Source organism: Rikenella sp. (genome assembly GCF_056799795.1).
In genome coordinates, this window is the sequence record NZ_JBQIQO010000025.1 from 19816 (window position 1) to 37196 (window position 17381).

Consider the following 17381-nt stretch of genomic DNA (forward strand, 5'->3'; position numbering starts at 1 on the left):
CAGTATGATTGTTCTATCGCCCGGCCGACCGTTCGGTCGTTTCGGGAGTCAGTTGTCCGGTCATCCGGAAATATTTCTCCAACACCAACAACGAAATTATCCGCTCCCGCCGTTTGTTGCGGAACTGTGCGATATACTCGTGCGCATGGGCCGCTATCCGCTCCGCCTCCTCCGGATGGGCGGCATAATAGGCCATTTTCTCCGGCAAATCCGAAAAGTCGTCCCGAATCTCGACATAGTGGTACCCCGGCACGAGCGTTCCCTCCATAAACCAAGTCTCGTACTTCGGCCGAGGCATCACCGCCAACGAGTTGGAAGACATCACCCACTTCAGGTTGCTGGCCACGTCGTTCCCCTCCAGCGTCATCACGAATTTATATTTCAAATGCTCCCACAGCGAGATTTTGGGCCTCATCCACTCCTGCGGACAATCTCCGGCCGACGAAATAATGCCGCAATCGCACACCTCGCTCCCGAAATAACGCTCCATAAAGCGCACCCGATGCGGCTTAGTGGTGCGATTGACATCGCCGCGAAAGATCGCCCGGTCGAGTTTCCTGCGAAACGGGATCCGGTCTTTGAGGAAGATAAAGTGCCTGATCTTGTTCAAATTAAGCAGCACGGAACATGCATTCGCCCATCCTCCTTCCCCCTCCGTCGCGATCGGGCGGCTCTTCACCACCGCCGGCCACTCCGGCACATAGGTCACGTCGCCCGGGCAAACCCGCCACCGCAGTTCCGGATCGAACCACCGGGTGAACTCTTTCGTATCGAAATAATAGACCGAATTCATCCCCTTGCGCGTATGCTCGCCCAGCCGCGGCGAATCGGCCGATAAAACGACCGGCGCGTTCAAACGACAATAGTAATTCACCCGCCGTTCGATATAGACCCAGTCCTTCCGCCGGCGGGCCCGCGCCAACACCCGCTTCAACCGCCACCGCAGCCAGACGCCCGGCACTGCCTCGCGCCACAGACAACCGACGTAGTAGCGTAATTTACTGTTTTTTCCCGATCCGCAGTGCATCCCTTTTCGTATCAATCGTTTCTCGTGGTGTTTTCCGCCGCCAATTGCGCCATCGCTGCCACCATCACCCCCGCCGTCTCCGTCCGCAAGCGGCTCTCGCCCAACGAGACAGGGAGAAAGCCGACACCCCTCGCCGCCGCGATCTCCGTCGGAGAGAAATCCCCTTCCGGCCCGATCAGCACGCAAAATTCCGCGCCCGAGACATCGACCGCCGCGTCGCGCAAAGCGGAAAACAATGCGATCCGCTCCGCCAGCGGCGTCCCCTCGTCGCAATAGGCCACAAAACGACTCCGATACAACGTATCGGTCGCAGCGACGAAATCCCGGAATGCCGTCGCCTCGTCCAACCGCGGCACGTAAGCCTTAAGAGACTGTTTTACAGCACTAAGGACGATCTTCTCGCCCCGATCCCGACGAACGGTCTTCCGTTCGGAATGCTCGCACACGAGCGGCGTAATGCGATCGATCCCGATTTCGGTGGCCTTCTCCAGAAACCATTCGTACCGGTCGATGTTTTTGGTCGGCGCGATCGCCACATGCAGCCGATAAGGCCGCCGCCCATGCTCCGCCTCGCGCGACAGAATACGCACCCGACAGGCTTTCGGCGTCGCCCCCGCCACGATCTCGGCCTCATACCACCCGCCGCATCCGTCCGTCAGCCGCACCCGGTCGCCGCCCCGCAGGCGCAACACGCCGGTCGCATGGCGCGCCTCGTCGTCCGCCAGCGTATAAAGGTCGGCTCCGTCCGTTATATCGGGTATATAGAATAGGTGCATGCCGGGGCTAAAAAGTCGGTGCTTTCCGGACAAAAATACAACGGAAACCCGATACACACCAAAAAAAATAGAGCAAAAACCCGCACACGAAACGCCCCGTCACGGCGCCGGTCGTTATCCCGGCAGCGTCTGTTCTGCCGTTCCGTTTATTCCGAGAGGCAGCGCAACTGAAAACCATAGGAGCGGCTGTACGCGCTGCTGGGGCCGAGGTTCGTCACGTCGAAACCCAGGTACATGCCATGGATACTGCTGACCGTGGAAGCCCAGTTGCAACCGCTGCTGCCGACGCTGCCCAGCGCGCCCGTATCCCGATAGCGGTAGCCCGGGGCGCACCCAAAGGGTGTTTTACTGGCCGCCTCTACCCCCGTTTATTCCGAGAGGCAACGCAACTGAAAACCATAGGCGCGATTATTTGCAAGACCGGGATTGAGCCACGTTACGCCGAAATTCAAGTACACTCCATGAATGCCGCTCGTCGCGGAACACCAACTGAACCCGCTGTTGCTGACGTCGCTCAGCGTGCCCGTATTGAGGCTGCGGTAGCCCGGGGCGGGGCCGTTCGGCCCCAACGACAATGCCACACCGGCCGAACAAGCGCAAAACACGACCGGCGATTGCCATTTCTTCCGAATTATCGTATATTTGTCCTACCGGTTCTCCGGAAGCCATCTATCCTAACGATATGAAAACCATGCAAAAACCCTTACACCTGCTCTTCGCCCTCGGCGCCCTCTTCCTGCTCCGGCCGGCGACGGCACAAGAGATCGACAGCACCGAACGGGTCGGCGGCGGAGCGGATACGATCATCGTGCGGAACATCGGATCACAAAAAAAATTGATTGTAACGCAGACCCCTTCACAGACCAACATCGACCTGATTTCCGGATCGAGCCCATACTCCGGACGCGTGCCCAAACGATGGAAATGGTACGGCGGCCACTGGTCGGGCGTCGGCATCTATTACAACGGCCTGGTGCGGAACCTCGGCAGCATGAAGTTGCCGAACGGAGCGGAATACCTGCGTCAGAGTCCGAAATCGATCGGCGTGAACGTCAATCTCGTCGACCTGACCATCGTCTCCAACCGCCACTTCGGCCTCATCACCGGGCTCGGATTCGAAATCAACAACTTCCGGTTCGACCGCGACATCACTCTGACGCAGGACGAAAACGGCTACATCGTGCCGGACTACCGATACGACAGACCGGGAGTCGATTTCAAAAAAACGAAACTGACCACCATGTACCTCAACCTGCCGCTGCTCGCCGAGTTCCAGTTCGGACGAAGCAAAGCGGGGAAACGGGCTCCGGGCTTCATCAACTTCGGCGTCGTCGGCGGACTCCGGCTCCAGGGACACACCAAAGTGAAATATCTGGATGAGACGGGCGCCAAGCATACCGAAAAACAGCATTCGAGCCTGAACCTGAGAAATTTCCACTACGGTGTGGAGTGCAACGTGGGTTATCGGTGGGTGGCCGTATCGGCACGCTACTATCCGCAGAGTATCTTCGTGAGCGACAGAGGGCCGAACGTACAACAGGTCAATATCGGGCTTTCGTTCCTGCTGTAATCCGTCTTGATCCCTCCGTTCGACACCCGATGCGCTCGGAACCGAAGCTCTACCGCCAGCCCGTCGACACCCCGCTCGGCACGATGATCGCCATCGCCTCCGAACAGGGCATCGTCCTGTTCGAATTCGTCGAAGGGGCACACCTCGAACGCGGCGTAAACGACCTATTCAAGCACCTGCCGCAGAGAGTCGAGATACGGGATGAGCCCCATCCCCATCTCGACCGGCTGCGACAAGAGATTTCGGAGTATTTCGCCGGGAGACGCACCCGGTTCGACGTACCCCTCCACCTGCTCGGCACCCCGTTCCAACTCCAGGTCTGGTCGGCCTTGTTACGGATTCCGTACGGTCGCACCCGCTCCTACGCCGAAGAGGCCGCCATGATCGGACGGCCCGCTGCTGTGCGCGCCGTGGCCAACGCCAACGGACGAAACCGGTTGCCGATCCTCGTTCCCTGCCACCGCGTCATCGGCTCCGACGGCTCGCTCACCGGCTACAGCGCAGGGATTCAACGCAAAATCCGACTCCTGGAACTCGAACGGAAATCGTCGGTGTAAAACACACCTTTTCCCCCCGATTTTTTATCGTATATTTGCGGGGCCGCTCCGGCGGATACTCTATATAATATCTTTCTCCCGACTGCGCATGAAAGAGTTTATCGACCAATATCCTCCCTATCAAATCTACCTCACACTGCTGCTTGCTCTCTGCGCCATCGTCCAGCTCGTCTACTGGTTACGCTACGGCCGCGTGGCCACCCACCGGCACAGCCTGCGCGAACCCGAAGGGGCCGGCACACCGCCCGTTTCGGTCGTCGTGGTCGTGGCCGACGACCCGGAATACGTGACCGAACACCTGCCGAAACTCCTCACCCAGAAACACCCGAACTACGAAGTCGTCGTCGTGGACGACGGGTCGAAAATCGACCTCACCGACGAACTCGTCATGATGCAGGCCCAATACCCCCACCTGCGATTCACCACCATCAAGGCCGACCCCGTCTTCCGGCACAGCAAGAAACTGGCCCTCACCGTCGGTATCAAGGCCGCGCGGTACGACAACATCATCTTCACCGACGCCGACTCGATACCCTCGTCGGACAAGTGGCTGTCAATCATGGCGCGGGGATTCAACGGAGGGCAATTAGTCGTCGGCTACACCGGCATCCAACGCCGACCGGGCATCGCCAACAAAATCATGCGGTGCCAGCGGCTCACCACCTCGATCCGCTACCTCAACGCAGCCATCCGCGGGCACGTCTACCGCGGGATATACAACAACATCGGCTACACCAAACGCCTCTTTTTCGGCAACAAAGGCTACACCCACCTGCGGATGACCCTCGGCGAAGACGACCTCTTCGTCCAGAAAGTCGCTCCGGTATGCGCACGGCGCACCAGCGTCATGCTCAACCCCGGAGCCACCATGCGCCAGTTCCAGTGGGGCGGGATACGCTGGTGGCGGGCCGAACAACGCTACCGCGGCGCCGGATTCGACCTCTACCCGGGGCGGGTCAGGGCGACCGTCTTTTTCGAACTGCTGACCCGCGCCTTGCTGATCGCCGCGACGATCGCCCTCGGCGTGCTGCTGCCGCCGGTGCTGTGGATCGCAGGCATCGGCCTCTTCGCCCTGCGGGAGCTCGCGATGCTCGCCACCGTCCGGATGATTGCCCGGCGGGTGGGCGAACGGCGCATCCTGTGGGCTTACATCGCGCACGACTTTTGCGCACCCGTCGGCGAACTGTTCCACTGGATCGGACGCCGACTCAGACCCAGCCAGCGCTTATGGATATGACCCTACCGCCGCCGAACGACCAGGAGCTGATCGAACGCACGCTGGCCGGCGACGCCACCTGCTACGAAGCCCTTTTCGAACGCTACCGGCATACGCTCCGGGCCGCCGTGCTCGCCAAATGCGCCGACGAACGCGACGCCGAAGACATCTTGCAGGAGAGTTACGTAAAAGCCTACTTCAACCTCTCGCGATACAACCCGGCCTACACCTTCGGACAGTGGATCTACACCATTGCCCGGAACCTGTGCATCGACTACGCCCGGCGGAGACGGTCGGCAGGCAACACCCTCTCGATCGACGAGCCCGACGGCGAGCGGCACGGCCGCATCAACCCGCCGTGCGACACCCCGAACCCCGAAGAGCGGATCATCTCGCACCAGAACAGCCGCCAGCTCGACTCCCTGATGGAGGAACTTCCGGCCCACTACCGCACGATGATCGAACTGCGCTTCGTCCGCGAATACTCCTACGAAGAGATCGCCGAACAGCTCGCCCTGCCGATCGGCACCGTCAAAACCCGGATACACCGGGCCCGCGAAAAGCTCTGCACACTGATCACCGACCGGAAACTGCTCTGACCCCACACGCATGTCACTCATCGACCGCTACTTTCCCGACCTCACCCCGCGGCAGCGCGAACAGTTCGCCGCCATGCCCGACCTCTACCGCGAGTGGAACGCCCGGATCAACGTCGTCTCGCGCAAAGACATCGACCGGATCGAGGAACACCACATCCTCCACTCGCTCGCCATCGCCCGCACCGGGCTGATCGTACCCGGCGAGACCGTTCTGGATGTAGGCTGCGGCGGCGGCTTTCCGGGAATTCCGCTGGCCGTTTTCTATCCCGACGTCCAGTTCACACTCGTCGACTCCATCGGCAAAAAGATACGCGTCGTACAGGAGATAGCCACGGCGCTGGGGCTCGACAACGTACGGGCCGAACACAGCCGCGTCGAACAGCTGGACGGCGGACGCAGCCGGTTCGACTGGGTCGTGAGCCGCGCCGTGACCGACCTGCGTACCTTCGTCGGCTGGACCTGGGGACGGACCACCTACGGCATTATCTATCTGAAAGGAGGCGATTTGGACGAAGAGATCGCCGCCGCGGGACGACGAACCGAACAACTTCCGGTCTCCACCTGGTTCGACAGCGAATTTTTCCAGACCAAGAAAGTACTCGTCCTGCCTAAAAAATAGGCGCTTCGGCAACAGGGCTGTTTGCAGGAACCGGGAAAAAGCGTATCTTTGCCCTGCAATTCCGGCCTCGTGTCGGCAAACCGCGTTGTAAATCAAGAAAATAGAAGATAATCATGAAAAGGACTTTCCAACCTTCGCAACGGAAACGCGTCAACAAACACGGTTTCCGTGAACGTATGTCTACTCCGAACGGACGGCGCGTGCTGGCGGCACGGCGGGCCAAGGGGCGTAAGAAACTGACCGTTTCGGACGAATTCCGTCAGGCATAGGTTATACACCTTCCATTCGATACGGGGGCTTTTTGATTTTCAAGGCCCGTCGAGCCTTCTTTTCCCCACCGGAGCGGGATAAGGAGGCTTTTTCGTAGGAACCCTCCACTCCGTCTCTCCTTGATTAGTGCCATGAATACTCCGCTGCTTCACCACCTGCACCTCGCACCCGAAGTCGAACAGATCGCCACAGCACTGCTGAACCCGGAAAATCCGGCGACAAGCCACCGCCTCACCGACGACGAAGCGCTCACCCTGATGCGCCAAGCGCCGATCGCCTTGTTGGGCACCCTCGCCGTGGCCCGCAAACGGCAAGTCTCGGGCAACGAGGTCTATTACAATCGGAACATCCACATCGAACCGACCAACATCTGCGTTTTCCGCTGCCGCTTTTGCTCCTATCGGCGCGGAGCGGGCGAACCGGATGCCTGGTACCACGATCTCGACGCGGTGGAACAACTGGCCGCCGAACGGCGCGGAGAACCGATTACGGAGGTGCACATCGTGGGCGGGGTACATCCGGAGCACGATTTGGACTACTACTGCGAGATGATCCGGCGGGTGAAAAAGCAGTTGCCCCACGTGGCGGTCAAGGCCTACACGGCGGTGGAGCTGCACTACATCATCTCCAAAGCGGGGCTCACGCTCGCCGAAGGACTGCAACGGCTCAAAGAGGCAGGCATGGAGGCGATTCCGGGCGGCGGAGCCGAGATCTTCGCACCGGAAATTCGGGAACGGATCTGCCCCGAAAAACCGACGGCGGAAGAGTGGCTCGCCACGCATGAAGCGGCGCACGGCTTGGGCATCTCCACCAATTGCACGATTCTCTACGGACACATCGAGAGCTATGAACACCGCATCGACCACCTGCGCCGGCTACGGGAGCTACAGGATCGGACTCATGGATTCGATGCTTTCATCCCGCTGAAATACAGAAACCTGCACAACTCCATGTCGGTGGTGGGCGAGGTCTCGCTGCCGGAGGATATGAAGATGATGGCGCTCTCACGGCTCTACCTGGACAACATCCCGCACATCAAGGCTTACTGGCCGATGCTGGGAATCGGAGCGACGGAGCTGGCGCTCTCGTTCGGCGCGGACGACATCGACGGCACCATCGACGACACGACCAAAATCTATTCGATGGCGGGGGCGGAGGATCAACGACCGCGGCTCTCGACGGAACGAATGGAAAATTTGGTGCGGGCGGCGGGATTCGAACCGGTGGAACGAGACACATTCTACCGACCGGTCAAACATTAATCTTTTTATTTCGTTCGAATATCCGTATTTGCCCCGGCTGATACTGTTCTTTTTAACTTCGCTCCGCTCGTTTTCCTCCTCGCCAGCTCGGCAATTGGCAAACTACGTTTGCATTGCCCTCGCTGGCAGCGTCGGTTGTGAACAAAAAGAACCAAAAAACTTCAGAGCGCATCCCTGCGGGATGCTCTGGCCGTGTCTGCCCGATTGGTTGGGCTGGATTTTGGCGGGCGCGCTAATAATGGGCATAGAACCCCACGCGCGCCTCGCTTGAAAATCTCAGCCCAACGAACAAGGCGGAGAGAACCCGTGGTCGGCCCACCGGGACGACCTCTGCAAAAGTTCTTTGGGTACCTTTCTTTCAAGAAAGGTACGGTTCTATCCGGCACAAAGAACCGATAAACGAACAAATAAAAAATGTAACTTTGTGCGTTATGTCACCGACACCCTTTCCCCCTACCCCTCGCCGCAACGGCGCCCCCCGGAACCCCCGCAAGAGACAATTACCCCCCGTGCTCGCCCGCATGCTCGACACCATCCGCCGGAACATCATCCTTCGGAATATCGTGATGGCCCTCTGTATCGGCATCATCCTCTATTTCGTCGTCAACCTCGTTCTGAACATCTACACCCGTCACGGGCAACGGATCATCGTGCCGACCATGATCGGGCACACCTTCGACGAAGCGCGAAAAATGAGCGAACAGGGAGCCTTGCGATTGGAGATCATCGACTCCCTCTACATGCCGAAGCAGAAGCCCGGCCAGATCCTCGACCAGAGCCCGAAACCCGGGATGGGCGTCAAGAAAGGGCGGCGCGTATTCCTGACCGTCAACGCCTTCCGGCCCAGAACCGACGTGATTCCGTACGTGACCGGCTACTCCCTGCGACAGGCCAAAAACATGCTCGAAACCAAAGGATTCGAGATCGAGCGACTCGTCTACCGATCCGACATGGCCACCAACAACGTCCTCGACGAGCTCTACAAAGGCCGATCCATCACCCACGACTCGCGCACCAAAGCGGAACTCGGATCCGGCATCACCCTCGTGGTCGGCGTCAACCACTCCTCGCCCCTGCCCCGGATTCCTAAAGTCATCGGACTCACCTTGCGCGAAGCCAAGAGTCGGCTGTGGGAAGTCGGACTGAACGTCGGCAACATCAAATTCGACTCCGGAATCGGAACCAACGACACCGAAGACGCCCGCGTCTATCGACAGGAACCCAACCAGCAGAGCCGGACGGACTACGGCGGGAAAGTCTCGCTGTGGCTAACCCTGGATACACAAAAGATCGCATCGTCCTCCAAAAGCTCGGACGCAGCGACCCGGCGATATGCCGTAGACGAAGAAGAGAGTGCCGATAATGACCGGGAAAAAGAGTAACCCACCGATGACAAAGCCGGACAAACCCCTTGCCGTCGGCGAACCGACGACCCTCGACACCGACGACATCAGCGAATTCGGCGACGAACGCGAAGACGAACTCTTCGAACACTTCAACGTCGTGGCCGACAAGGGGCAAGGACTGCTGCGGCTCGACAAATTTCTGGCCACCCGGCTCGAAAACACCTCCCGGAACCGCATTCAGGCCGCAGCCGATGCCGGCAACATCCTCGTCAACGGGCAACCCGCCAAATCAAGCTACAAAGTCAAACCCCTCGACCGGATATCGATCGTGCTGCCCTACCCGCCGCGCGAACTGGAGATCATCGCCGAAGACATTCCGCTCGACATCGTCTACGAAGACAACCGCCTGATCGTCGTCAACAAAGCCGCCGGAATGGTCGTACACCCGGGACACGGAAACTATACCGGCACCTTGGTCAACGCCCTCACCTTTCACCTGCGGGGCCTTCCGCTCTTCGAACAGGGCGACATGCGGGCCGGACTCGTCCACCGGATCGACAAAAACACCTCCGGACTCCTGGTCGTGGCGAAAGACGAGCGGACACACGCCTTTCTGGCCCGGCAATTCTACGACCACACCATTCGACGCATCTATCACGCACTGGTGTGGGGCAACTTCAACGAAGACGAAGGGACGATCGTGGGAAACATCGCCCGCAGCACCACCGACCGGATGCGCATGGCCGTCTTTCCGCCCGACGGGCCGGTGGGGAAACACGCCGTGACCCACTATCGGGTCTTGAAACGGTTCGGATATGTCACCCTCGTCGAATGCCGGCTCGAAACCGGACGGACACACCAGATCCGAGTACACATGGAGTCGATCGGCCACCCGCTCTTCAACGACGAACGTTACGGCGGCGACCGGATTCTGAAAGGCACCACCTTCAGCAAATACAAACAGTTCGTCGAAAACTGCTTCGCCGCGATGCCGCGCCACGGACTGCATGCGCTGAGTCTGGGATTCGTACACCCGGAAACGCGCCAGGAGGTCTATTTCGAATCGGAATATCCGGCCGACTTCGCCGCCTGTATCGCCAAATGGGAAGGATATACGGCCGCCCGAAACACATTCGAGGGCGACGAGTGATACGCGTCGCCTCTTTTTTCTCTCCGCCGCCGCGCGCCCCGTTTTTCCACCGTGCCGACCGCTGAATTTCATTCGTCCGAAATAATTGCTATCTTTATCCGAAATTATTCACCCATCAACACCTCAATACCTTATGGGACAGAGAACCTTTACCATCATAAAGCCGGATTCGGTGGGGGGGAACCACATCGGTGAAATCCTGACCATGATCGAAAAGGCAGGTTTTCGGATCATCGCACTGAAGATGACCTACCTCAGCCGCTCGGACGCCGAAAAATTCTATTACGTACACAAAGGACGGCCCTTTTTCCGGAACCTCTACCTCTTCATGACCTCCGGGCCGATCGTAGCCGCAGTGCTCGAAAAAGAGGGGTCGCAGGATGCCGTGGCCGAGTTCCGCGAACTGATCGGCAAGACCAACCCGGAGCTGGCTGCCGAAGGGACTATCCGCAAAAAATTCGCCGCTTCGAAGACCCGGAACGCCATTCACGCATCGGACAGCGACGAAAATGCGGCTTGGGAAGCCTCCTTCTTCTTCCCGGACAAGGAGATTATCGACACCAAGTACGAGCTCCCGCTTCCGGAAGACGAAATCGACAGCGACTAAACGAATCACCCGCTTTTCGAACCCAACAAATACGACAAGACACGGCTATTATGCCGTTTCTTGTCGTATTTTATCCCCCGGTTTGCTCCCGCATAAAATAAAACTTAACTTTGGATACCAATTCAATTCGGTACTTATGAAACATTTAGCCATCCTCACCTGCTGTGTCGGATCCCTCATATCCGTCGGCCTCTTCAGCAGTTGCAACAAAGAAAAAATCGATACACCTCCGGCCTCGCCGCAACAAATCAACGGTACCGTCCAGAAAGGCCCATTCATAACCGGAACCTCCGTAACCATCTACCCGCTGGATGACATGCTTCGCCCGACAGGCGAAAGTTACGAAACCCAAATCACCAATGACCTGGGTAACTTCTCTCTGCCTGCCAAAATCACCACCCCTTATGCCGAACTGATTGCCCAAGGCTACTACTTCAACGAAGTCCGGGATGAACTCTCAGAAGCGCCGATCACCCTCCGCAGCATCACGAAACTCAGCGACGGCGACAAGAACATCAACCTGCTGACCACCCTCGAAGCCGAACGCCTGCGTCACCTGATGACAACAGAACACAAAACCTTCGATGAAGCCCGGACAATCGCCCAAAGCGAAGTACTCGCCAGTTTCGGCATTACCCTGAACGAAAATATGGCCTCCGACTGCATGGACATCAGCCACAACGGAGAGGGAAATGCCGCCTTGCTCGCTATCTCCTGCCTCCTGCAAGGCTACGGCGGCGAAGCAGAGCTCAGCGAACGAACCGCAAAAATCGCCAATGACATCCGAGACAACGGACGAATTACAAACACGGAACTTCTACAGAAAATTCAGTATAATCGCACACAGATCAACGCCGAATACATCAGCCAATACCTCCGGAAACGTTACACCGCACTCGGTATCACGAACGTTCAAATCCCGGATATTTACGGTTACCTCGACAGCGACGACGACGGGATTCTCAACGGAGCGAAACCTTATCTGCTGACACCCACATTACAACAAAACCAGCAACTTACCTACGAGAAAGACACGATAGAAATCACCGTGCACAGCAACGTGAAATGGGTTGCCGAGATTCCGGCCGAAGCTGCGGAGTGGCTCAGTATCGACGGACGGACAACCAACGAATTGCTGGTACTGATCGTTCAGGCGAATGAAAGTTCGCCGCGCACAGCGCAACTGAAGCTTAAAGAAGAGGGAGGAACACTGACCCACAATTTAAATATCACCCAACTCGGCAAAAGCTTGCAACTCACCGTCAACGTCAGTGTCGCCAGCAGCATGTCGAAATCTGCGGATCCATCGTTGAAAAGCGAAGTCAAAAACCTTGTCCTGATCGGATTCAGCCGGTACGGCGATATGCTCTTCAACCGTGCGATCAACGAACTGGCTTTCGATACGGTGAATATCAGCATCGAAACACCCTTTTTGGAGACGAATCCTTACTGCCGAGTGTATGCCATCGCAAACGACTTCGACACATACAGCCGTTTTAGCGGAGACCTCGAAACGTTCCAAGCCTTACGGACATACAGGGATGTGAACGACCTGGAGTTGCCGCTGACCCGAACAGCTTTTAGCGATGTGTTACTGGACTACAATAAAATCAATACGATAGACCTCCCGCTGGTACCTCGGACGGCAAAGATCGTGTTCAACGTCAAACTGAACGCTCAGGATTTCAGCCCGGAGGCGGAAATCGTGGAATTTACGGCAAAAGAGATTCGCAGTCGTTCCGGACTCCTGTTCTGGCTCGGTAGAGATACCGATCCGGCCTATACGAACGACCTCACGGTGACTCGCGGAACAGATAACCAATACACTTTCTACGTCTACGGATATACCGAGATGAAACAGTTCGAGATAAAGGTGCGGGACAATGGCACCACCACGAATTATATCACAAAATTCCAAGAATTCGAATTCCGACCAGGCATGCTCTATCCCTACACCGCCACCATATCTAAAGCTCAATCCGGATACAACTAAGACTGTAAAACATATGGCCCCATTCGGAGAGCGAACTACTGAATAGCTCTCCGTCTTACCCCTCTTTCGGTCTGCCCTTCTGCTCGGCCCCCTCGTCTCGCGAGGGAGGCCCGGCAGAAGGGCTTTTTTGTTTTCTGCCTGATTACAAAACAGTTCGACCCCTCGACAGAAAGACTAATATTTACAAAACTCAAAGTGCGTTTTTTTTTTTTTTGTTTAACTGTCTATCTTCGCGGGCGATTTCTACGAAACAGACGTAAAACAATCGCCATTCAAACAAACGCACTATGAGAAAAACTTTTCTTGCAGGCCTTTACAGCCTACTGGTTTTCAGCGCATTGCTGCTAATCGGCTGTAAGAAAGAGAACAAATTGCTGACCGATTCCGGCGTGAATGCGCCGAACCAGTTTCCGGTGTACATGACCCGATCGGATTACAACGCCGAAAACACCTACTACATGTTCAACGACGACGAACCTTCGGAGCTGTTTCTGGACAATCCCGATCGGAATTTCTACACCGACCAGACGATCCAGATGACCCTCGACGACGAGCATAATTTCCAGCTCCGGTTCTACAGCCCGCGTTCCCTCCCCAATGTGACGGTCTGGGCAAAGATCGATGGCTACGACGAACAGATCAAACTGTTGGTGCTGGAAAGACTCATGCCATTCCAGCAATTGCGGGTCAAACTGCCCTTCGCGACCGAAAACATAACGGCCTACACCCGCAGCGGCAAAAAGATCCAAATCATGGCCAACCCGCATCTGGCCGGCAGCAACCTCAGCTTCGAAATCGAATGCGATGCGCCGTACTACAAAACCCTCCAGTCCATCAAATGCCACCGGTATATCGGATTCGGTCGCTATTATCAGCCGAATAACTCCAACTGGGCCTACCCGTTACACGCCTGCCACGCGCGGGAAGCGGTGGCTATGGCTCTGAACATGGCTTACATGTATTCGAGCCCGGAATTCGCCTCGGCGCTGCAAAACTGGGGGCCGCTGCACTCGGATAACAACAAAACCGTTGTGGACAAAGACTTCGTGTTGAAAAAAGCGAACGAGCATCGTGCTCTGGTTTTCGGTCATACCACCGGCGTCATGGGACTCGGCGGCGGAGAGACATTCGGTATGCACGAATCCGTATACTTCGAACAATATCCGGACGACGCCAGCATTACCGAGACCATCTTCCACGAATATGCCCACTGTCTGGGCTACGGCCATGCCGGTAATATGACCTACGAACAAACCGGACCGGGATGGACTTCCTTGTGCGGCAAAGTTTACGAAGAGCTGGGGATCGCAAAGAAACTCCCGGTCTACTCGCGGCGATTCCTGCACAGCCGCCGCTCAAAAACCGCCTATCTGCCGGGCGGCGGATACTACCGCTCGTCGAAACACATCATCGAAGACCCGGAACTCGACGAAATCGACGGGGGGCTGATCTATAAAGGCGAAAACGATCTGAAAGGCGAAAACGGCGAAGCCGTCTCCTTCACGCTGGATCACACGGCCGTTCCGGGCGCTACGGCTGCGACCTTCCAGCCCAAAGACGTTTATGTGTACAACGACTCGTTGTTCATCGTAAACGACGCTAAAGACAACTACAGCGTCGAAATTTTCGACATCAAAGACGGCGCGATCTCGCACCTGAAGAGCATTCGGGAGTGGACGCGGGGCGAAGGGACGACCGAACGCTTCCTCGGCGAACCGAACGGCGTGACACGGGTCAACGGCAAAATCTATGTCACCCATACCGGCAGCCGCACCGAAGTGTTCGACGCCGAAGACCAACATTTCATCGCCTGTCTCGGGAACGGGAAATGGGGTACCGGAGCCGGACAAACCGTCCACGCATACGACATCGTGGTGTACAACGGCCTGATGTTGATCCACGACAAACGCTGCCTGGTGGTGGCCGAAGAGTCGCTGTCCGATCGGCAGGAACAACTGTTGGTCTATGCCCGCTCGGAAGCGCTCGGCGAGACGAACGGAACCTACGGCATGGCGGTGGACACCACGAGCGGCATCCTCTATGCCACCCATCCCGCCAAACGAATCGACCTGTTCGACCTCTCGCAGGTGCGCGAGTACAAAGAGCTCAAACGCTCGGGTAACATCGCTTACAAGAACTCGCCGTATGCCCTGGATTTCTACGGCAAACAGCTGTTCGTCAGCTCGAACGGCGACGAGAAGTTCTGCGAAATCGATCCGAAAACGGGAACCATTTTGAAGAACTACACCACCATCGGCGGAATCACGTTGCAGGCACCCGAAAAGTTCTGCATCCGGCGCAAAACGCTCTTCATCATCGACCGAATCAAAGGCGGCATGAAGCTCTACGCCATCCCGATGAGCCAGTTGCAATAGAGCGAGAGAGACCACCCCTGATTAAAAATCGAAAAAACATGAAATTCAATCTTCATCATATCCTGTGGATCGCCTGCTGCGGTCTCCTGTCGGTACAGTGTTCGGAGAACAGCGACCCGGTCGATCCGGATACCAACAGCGATAATTATACCAGCTACTGGTACTACTCCTATGAAGCCGGCACCCTGCTGAACAACGAGAGCATGGGGCTGGAGGCCGGAAAATTCATACCCTACACGGCGGCACACCGGGGCGACACGCTCTTCGTGGCCAACATCGCAGAGGGTTCGAGTCTGATTCTCTACGACCTGAAGAACAACCGGCCGTTCCGTACCCTGGCCTCGTGGACGGCAAATGGTAAGGAACAGAAATTCACCAGCAACATCGAAGCGATCGTCGTGACCGACACGCGGCTGTATGTCAATGAACGTCAGTCCTACATCCACGTTTTCGACCTGCCCGACCTGAACTACATCGTCAGCATCGGGAACGGAAACTGGAGCGGACCGGTATTCCAAACACAGGCTATGACGGTGAAAGACGGGCTGATCTTCACCCGCGACAAGAACGGCACCGTGAGCGTTTACAAAGAGAGCGACGCTGTGCCGGAAAATGCCGGAAAAATCAACCGCTACAAGCAAGCCGGAGCCGGTACTTTCGGAGCCCATAATAACGGCTTTAATTCGCAGTACATGGAGTCCAATGCGGAGGGCAAACTGTTGCTGACGGACTTCGAAGGCAAACGGCTTCGAGTGCTCGATCCGACTCTGGTCAACGACGAGATGAAGAACGGGACGGTGATCGACCTGGCCGACCAGACGATGGAAGAGTTGCCATTCAAACCGAAAACTTTCGCATCTACTGCCGAACGGATGTACTTCACGGGGGATAATAATGGCATCAACATTTACGATCGGGCGACGAAACAATGGAACAATCCGATCAAATCGATCAAGGGTTTTGCCTTTTCTCAGGCGGCTCGCATCCACAGAGTGACTGACGAGAGCTTCTGGGTGTCGGATCTCACCAAACAAGCGGTGGTCAAAATGGATGTCTACAAAAACGAGATTCGCGAATACTCGCGTATCAGCGACCGGATCATCCGCGTAGATGCCGCCCTGACCTCGAAAGGGATGGAAACGACGCCTGTTTTCGTCGATATCCGTACCCACGAGATCGTCGATCCGGAGACGATCGGGCAATAGGTCACACAGGATATCTGTAAACACAAAGGGAGGATGGTCGCGATATGACCGTCCTCCCTTTTTATTACTTGTATCTCTGTCAGAAAGTGTACCGCACCTTAAAGGCGGCCAAATCCCACTGAGAATGGGGTGTAAAGTTGATATTGGGTTTATAGTCCACGGCCAGTGCAATCGGCGCCTGAGCGAATTTGTACTCGAAACCGACGGTCGGATCCAACCCGATCGCAAAATCCGAGCTCTGATGCTTGCCCAAGTGGAGCACTCCGATGTTCAGCCCGCCGCCGGCATAGAGTTGCAATCCTTTGGTCAGGGGCACGTGGTACTGATAGACGGCCGAAAGCATCACCCCTTTACAAGGGATATTGTAGCCGAACTGAGCCTCGATAGCGCTGCGTGCTCCGAGAAAATGCTTCATTCCGAAGCCCATATCGGCTCCGAGATTTACACTGACGGCTGTCCGATAATCCTGTGCCTGAACGGTTTGCCAGCCTGCCAGAGGCAGGAGAAAACACAATGCGTAAAATGCTTTTTTGAACATAATAGTGGTAGGTTTGAATTTCATCGTATTTCTATCAAAAACCGTACAAATTTACGCCTTTTTCCTCCCGAATTTATGGTAAGTGTAAGAGGCTCGTCAGGAGGCCGGTTTGGAAGTAGGTGTAATAATAAAGCCTGGTCTACTGTGAAAATATAGGCGAGGGGGGAAATGGGGCTTTCGTTCTATTGCGGGGTCGCAGGAGAGGTTCTTGAATAAAAAAAGCCTCTGGTTATCTTACGATAGCCAGAGGCTTGAAGGAGGCGGCGACCTA

The 17381-nt window shown here is 56.6% G+C and carries 17 protein-coding genes; 13 read left to right on the forward strand and 4 right to left on the reverse strand.

Annotated features, from left to right (window positions below; all coding sequences use genetic code 11):
* Positions 1-13: 13 nt before the first annotated feature.
* The 3 genes from ACTO3O_RS07045 to ACTO3O_RS07055 all read right to left on the reverse strand — a co-directional run bounded on the left by ACTO3O_RS07045 (position 14) and on the right by ACTO3O_RS07055 (position 2408).
* The gene (locus tag ACTO3O_RS07045) at positions 14-1027 is read right to left on the reverse strand and encodes a glycosyl transferase family 90 (protein WP_482596622.1); all 1014 of its coding nucleotides are present in this window, start codon (positions 1025-1027) and stop codon (positions 14-16) included.
* An 11-nt stretch (positions 1028-1038) separates the two neighbouring features.
* A complete protein-coding gene (locus ACTO3O_RS07050; RefSeq protein WP_297831430.1) occupies positions 1039-1803 on the reverse strand; it encodes an RsmE family RNA methyltransferase in 765 nt (254 codons plus the stop codon).
* A gap of 368 nt (positions 1804-2171) precedes the next feature.
* Positions 2172-2408 carry a hypothetical protein gene (locus ACTO3O_RS07055; RefSeq protein WP_298080953.1) on the reverse strand — a complete coding sequence of 79 codons (237 nt, stop codon included), beginning with the start codon at positions 2406-2408 and terminating at the stop codon, positions 2172-2174.
* Between the two features lie 86 nt (positions 2409-2494).
* Between ACTO3O_RS07055 and ACTO3O_RS07060 the strand changes: the two genes are divergently transcribed.
* From ACTO3O_RS07060 to ACTO3O_RS07120, 13 genes are all read left to right on the forward strand, one after another.
* On the forward strand, positions 2495-3373 hold the full coding sequence (locus ACTO3O_RS07060) for a porin family protein (protein WP_297831436.1): 879 nt from the start codon (positions 2495-2497) through the stop codon (positions 3371-3373).
* A gap of 29 nt (positions 3374-3402) precedes the next feature.
* Positions 3403-3930 carry a methylated-DNA--[protein]-cysteine S-methyltransferase gene (locus ACTO3O_RS07065; RefSeq protein WP_297831439.1) on the forward strand — a complete coding sequence of 176 codons (528 nt, stop codon included), beginning with the start codon at positions 3403-3405 and terminating at the stop codon, positions 3928-3930.
* 88 nt (positions 3931-4018) lie between these two features.
* A complete protein-coding gene (locus ACTO3O_RS07070; RefSeq protein ID WP_297831442.1) occupies positions 4019-5167 on the forward strand; it encodes a glycosyltransferase in 1149 nt (382 codons plus the stop codon).
* Positions 5158-5745: an RNA polymerase sigma factor gene (locus ACTO3O_RS07075; RefSeq protein WP_297831444.1), complete on the forward strand. Its 588-nt coding sequence runs from the start codon at positions 5158-5160 to the stop codon at positions 5743-5745. The genes ACTO3O_RS07070 and ACTO3O_RS07075 overlap by 10 nt, the downstream gene beginning before the upstream one ends.
* A 10-nt stretch (positions 5746-5755) precedes the next feature.
* Complete coding sequence (gene rsmG / locus ACTO3O_RS07080) at positions 5756-6364, forward strand: 16S rRNA (guanine(527)-N(7))-methyltransferase RsmG (protein WP_297831446.1); 609 nt, start codon at positions 5756-5758, stop codon at positions 6362-6364.
* Positions 6365-6477: 113 nt separating this feature from the next.
* Positions 6478-6633 (forward strand): 50S ribosomal protein L34, encoded by a 156-nt coding sequence (gene rpmH / locus ACTO3O_RS07085; RefSeq protein WP_027290172.1) that lies wholly within the window; start codon positions 6478-6480, stop codon positions 6631-6633.
* A gap of 132 nt (positions 6634-6765) precedes the next feature.
* A complete protein-coding gene (locus ACTO3O_RS07090; protein WP_297831449.1) occupies positions 6766-7896 on the forward strand; it encodes a radical SAM protein in 1131 nt (376 codons plus the stop codon).
* Positions 7897-8405: 509 nt separating this feature from the next.
* Positions 8406-9278 carry a PASTA domain-containing protein gene (locus ACTO3O_RS07095; RefSeq protein WP_298080957.1) on the forward strand — a complete coding sequence of 291 codons (873 nt, stop codon included), beginning with the start codon at positions 8406-8408 and terminating at the stop codon, positions 9276-9278.
* 7 nt (positions 9279-9285) lie between these two features.
* Positions 9286-10392 carry an RluA family pseudouridine synthase gene (locus ACTO3O_RS07100; protein ID WP_297831973.1) on the forward strand — a complete coding sequence of 369 codons (1107 nt, stop codon included), beginning with the start codon at positions 9286-9288 and terminating at the stop codon, positions 10390-10392.
* A gap of 133 nt (positions 10393-10525) precedes the next feature.
* The gene (gene ndk, locus ACTO3O_RS07105) at positions 10526-10999 is read left to right on the forward strand and encodes a nucleoside-diphosphate kinase (protein WP_294594181.1); all 474 of its coding nucleotides are present in this window, start codon (positions 10526-10528) and stop codon (positions 10997-10999) included.
* A gap of 136 nt (positions 11000-11135) precedes the next feature.
* A complete protein-coding gene (locus ACTO3O_RS07110) occupies positions 11136-12992 on the forward strand; it encodes a BACON domain-containing protein (protein ID WP_297831977.1) in 1857 nt (618 codons plus the stop codon).
* Positions 12993-13279: 287 nt separating this feature from the next.
* Positions 13280-15367, forward strand: coding sequence for an NHL repeat-containing protein (locus tag ACTO3O_RS07115; protein WP_297831980.1), 2088 nt, complete (start codon positions 13280-13282; stop codon positions 15365-15367).
* A 38-nt stretch (positions 15368-15405) separates the two neighbouring features.
* Entirely contained in the window at positions 15406-16572 is a 1167-nt protein-coding gene (locus ACTO3O_RS07120) for a quinoprotein amine dehydrogenase (RefSeq protein WP_297831983.1), read from the forward strand.
* 79 nt (positions 16573-16651) lie between these two features.
* Here the strand turns inward: ACTO3O_RS07120 and ACTO3O_RS07125 are convergent, their stop codons facing one another.
* Positions 16652-17134 carry a hypothetical protein gene (locus ACTO3O_RS07125; protein ID WP_294594175.1) on the reverse strand — a complete coding sequence of 161 codons (483 nt, stop codon included), beginning with the start codon at positions 17132-17134 and terminating at the stop codon, positions 16652-16654.
* Between the last annotated feature and the right edge of the window lie 247 nt (positions 17135-17381).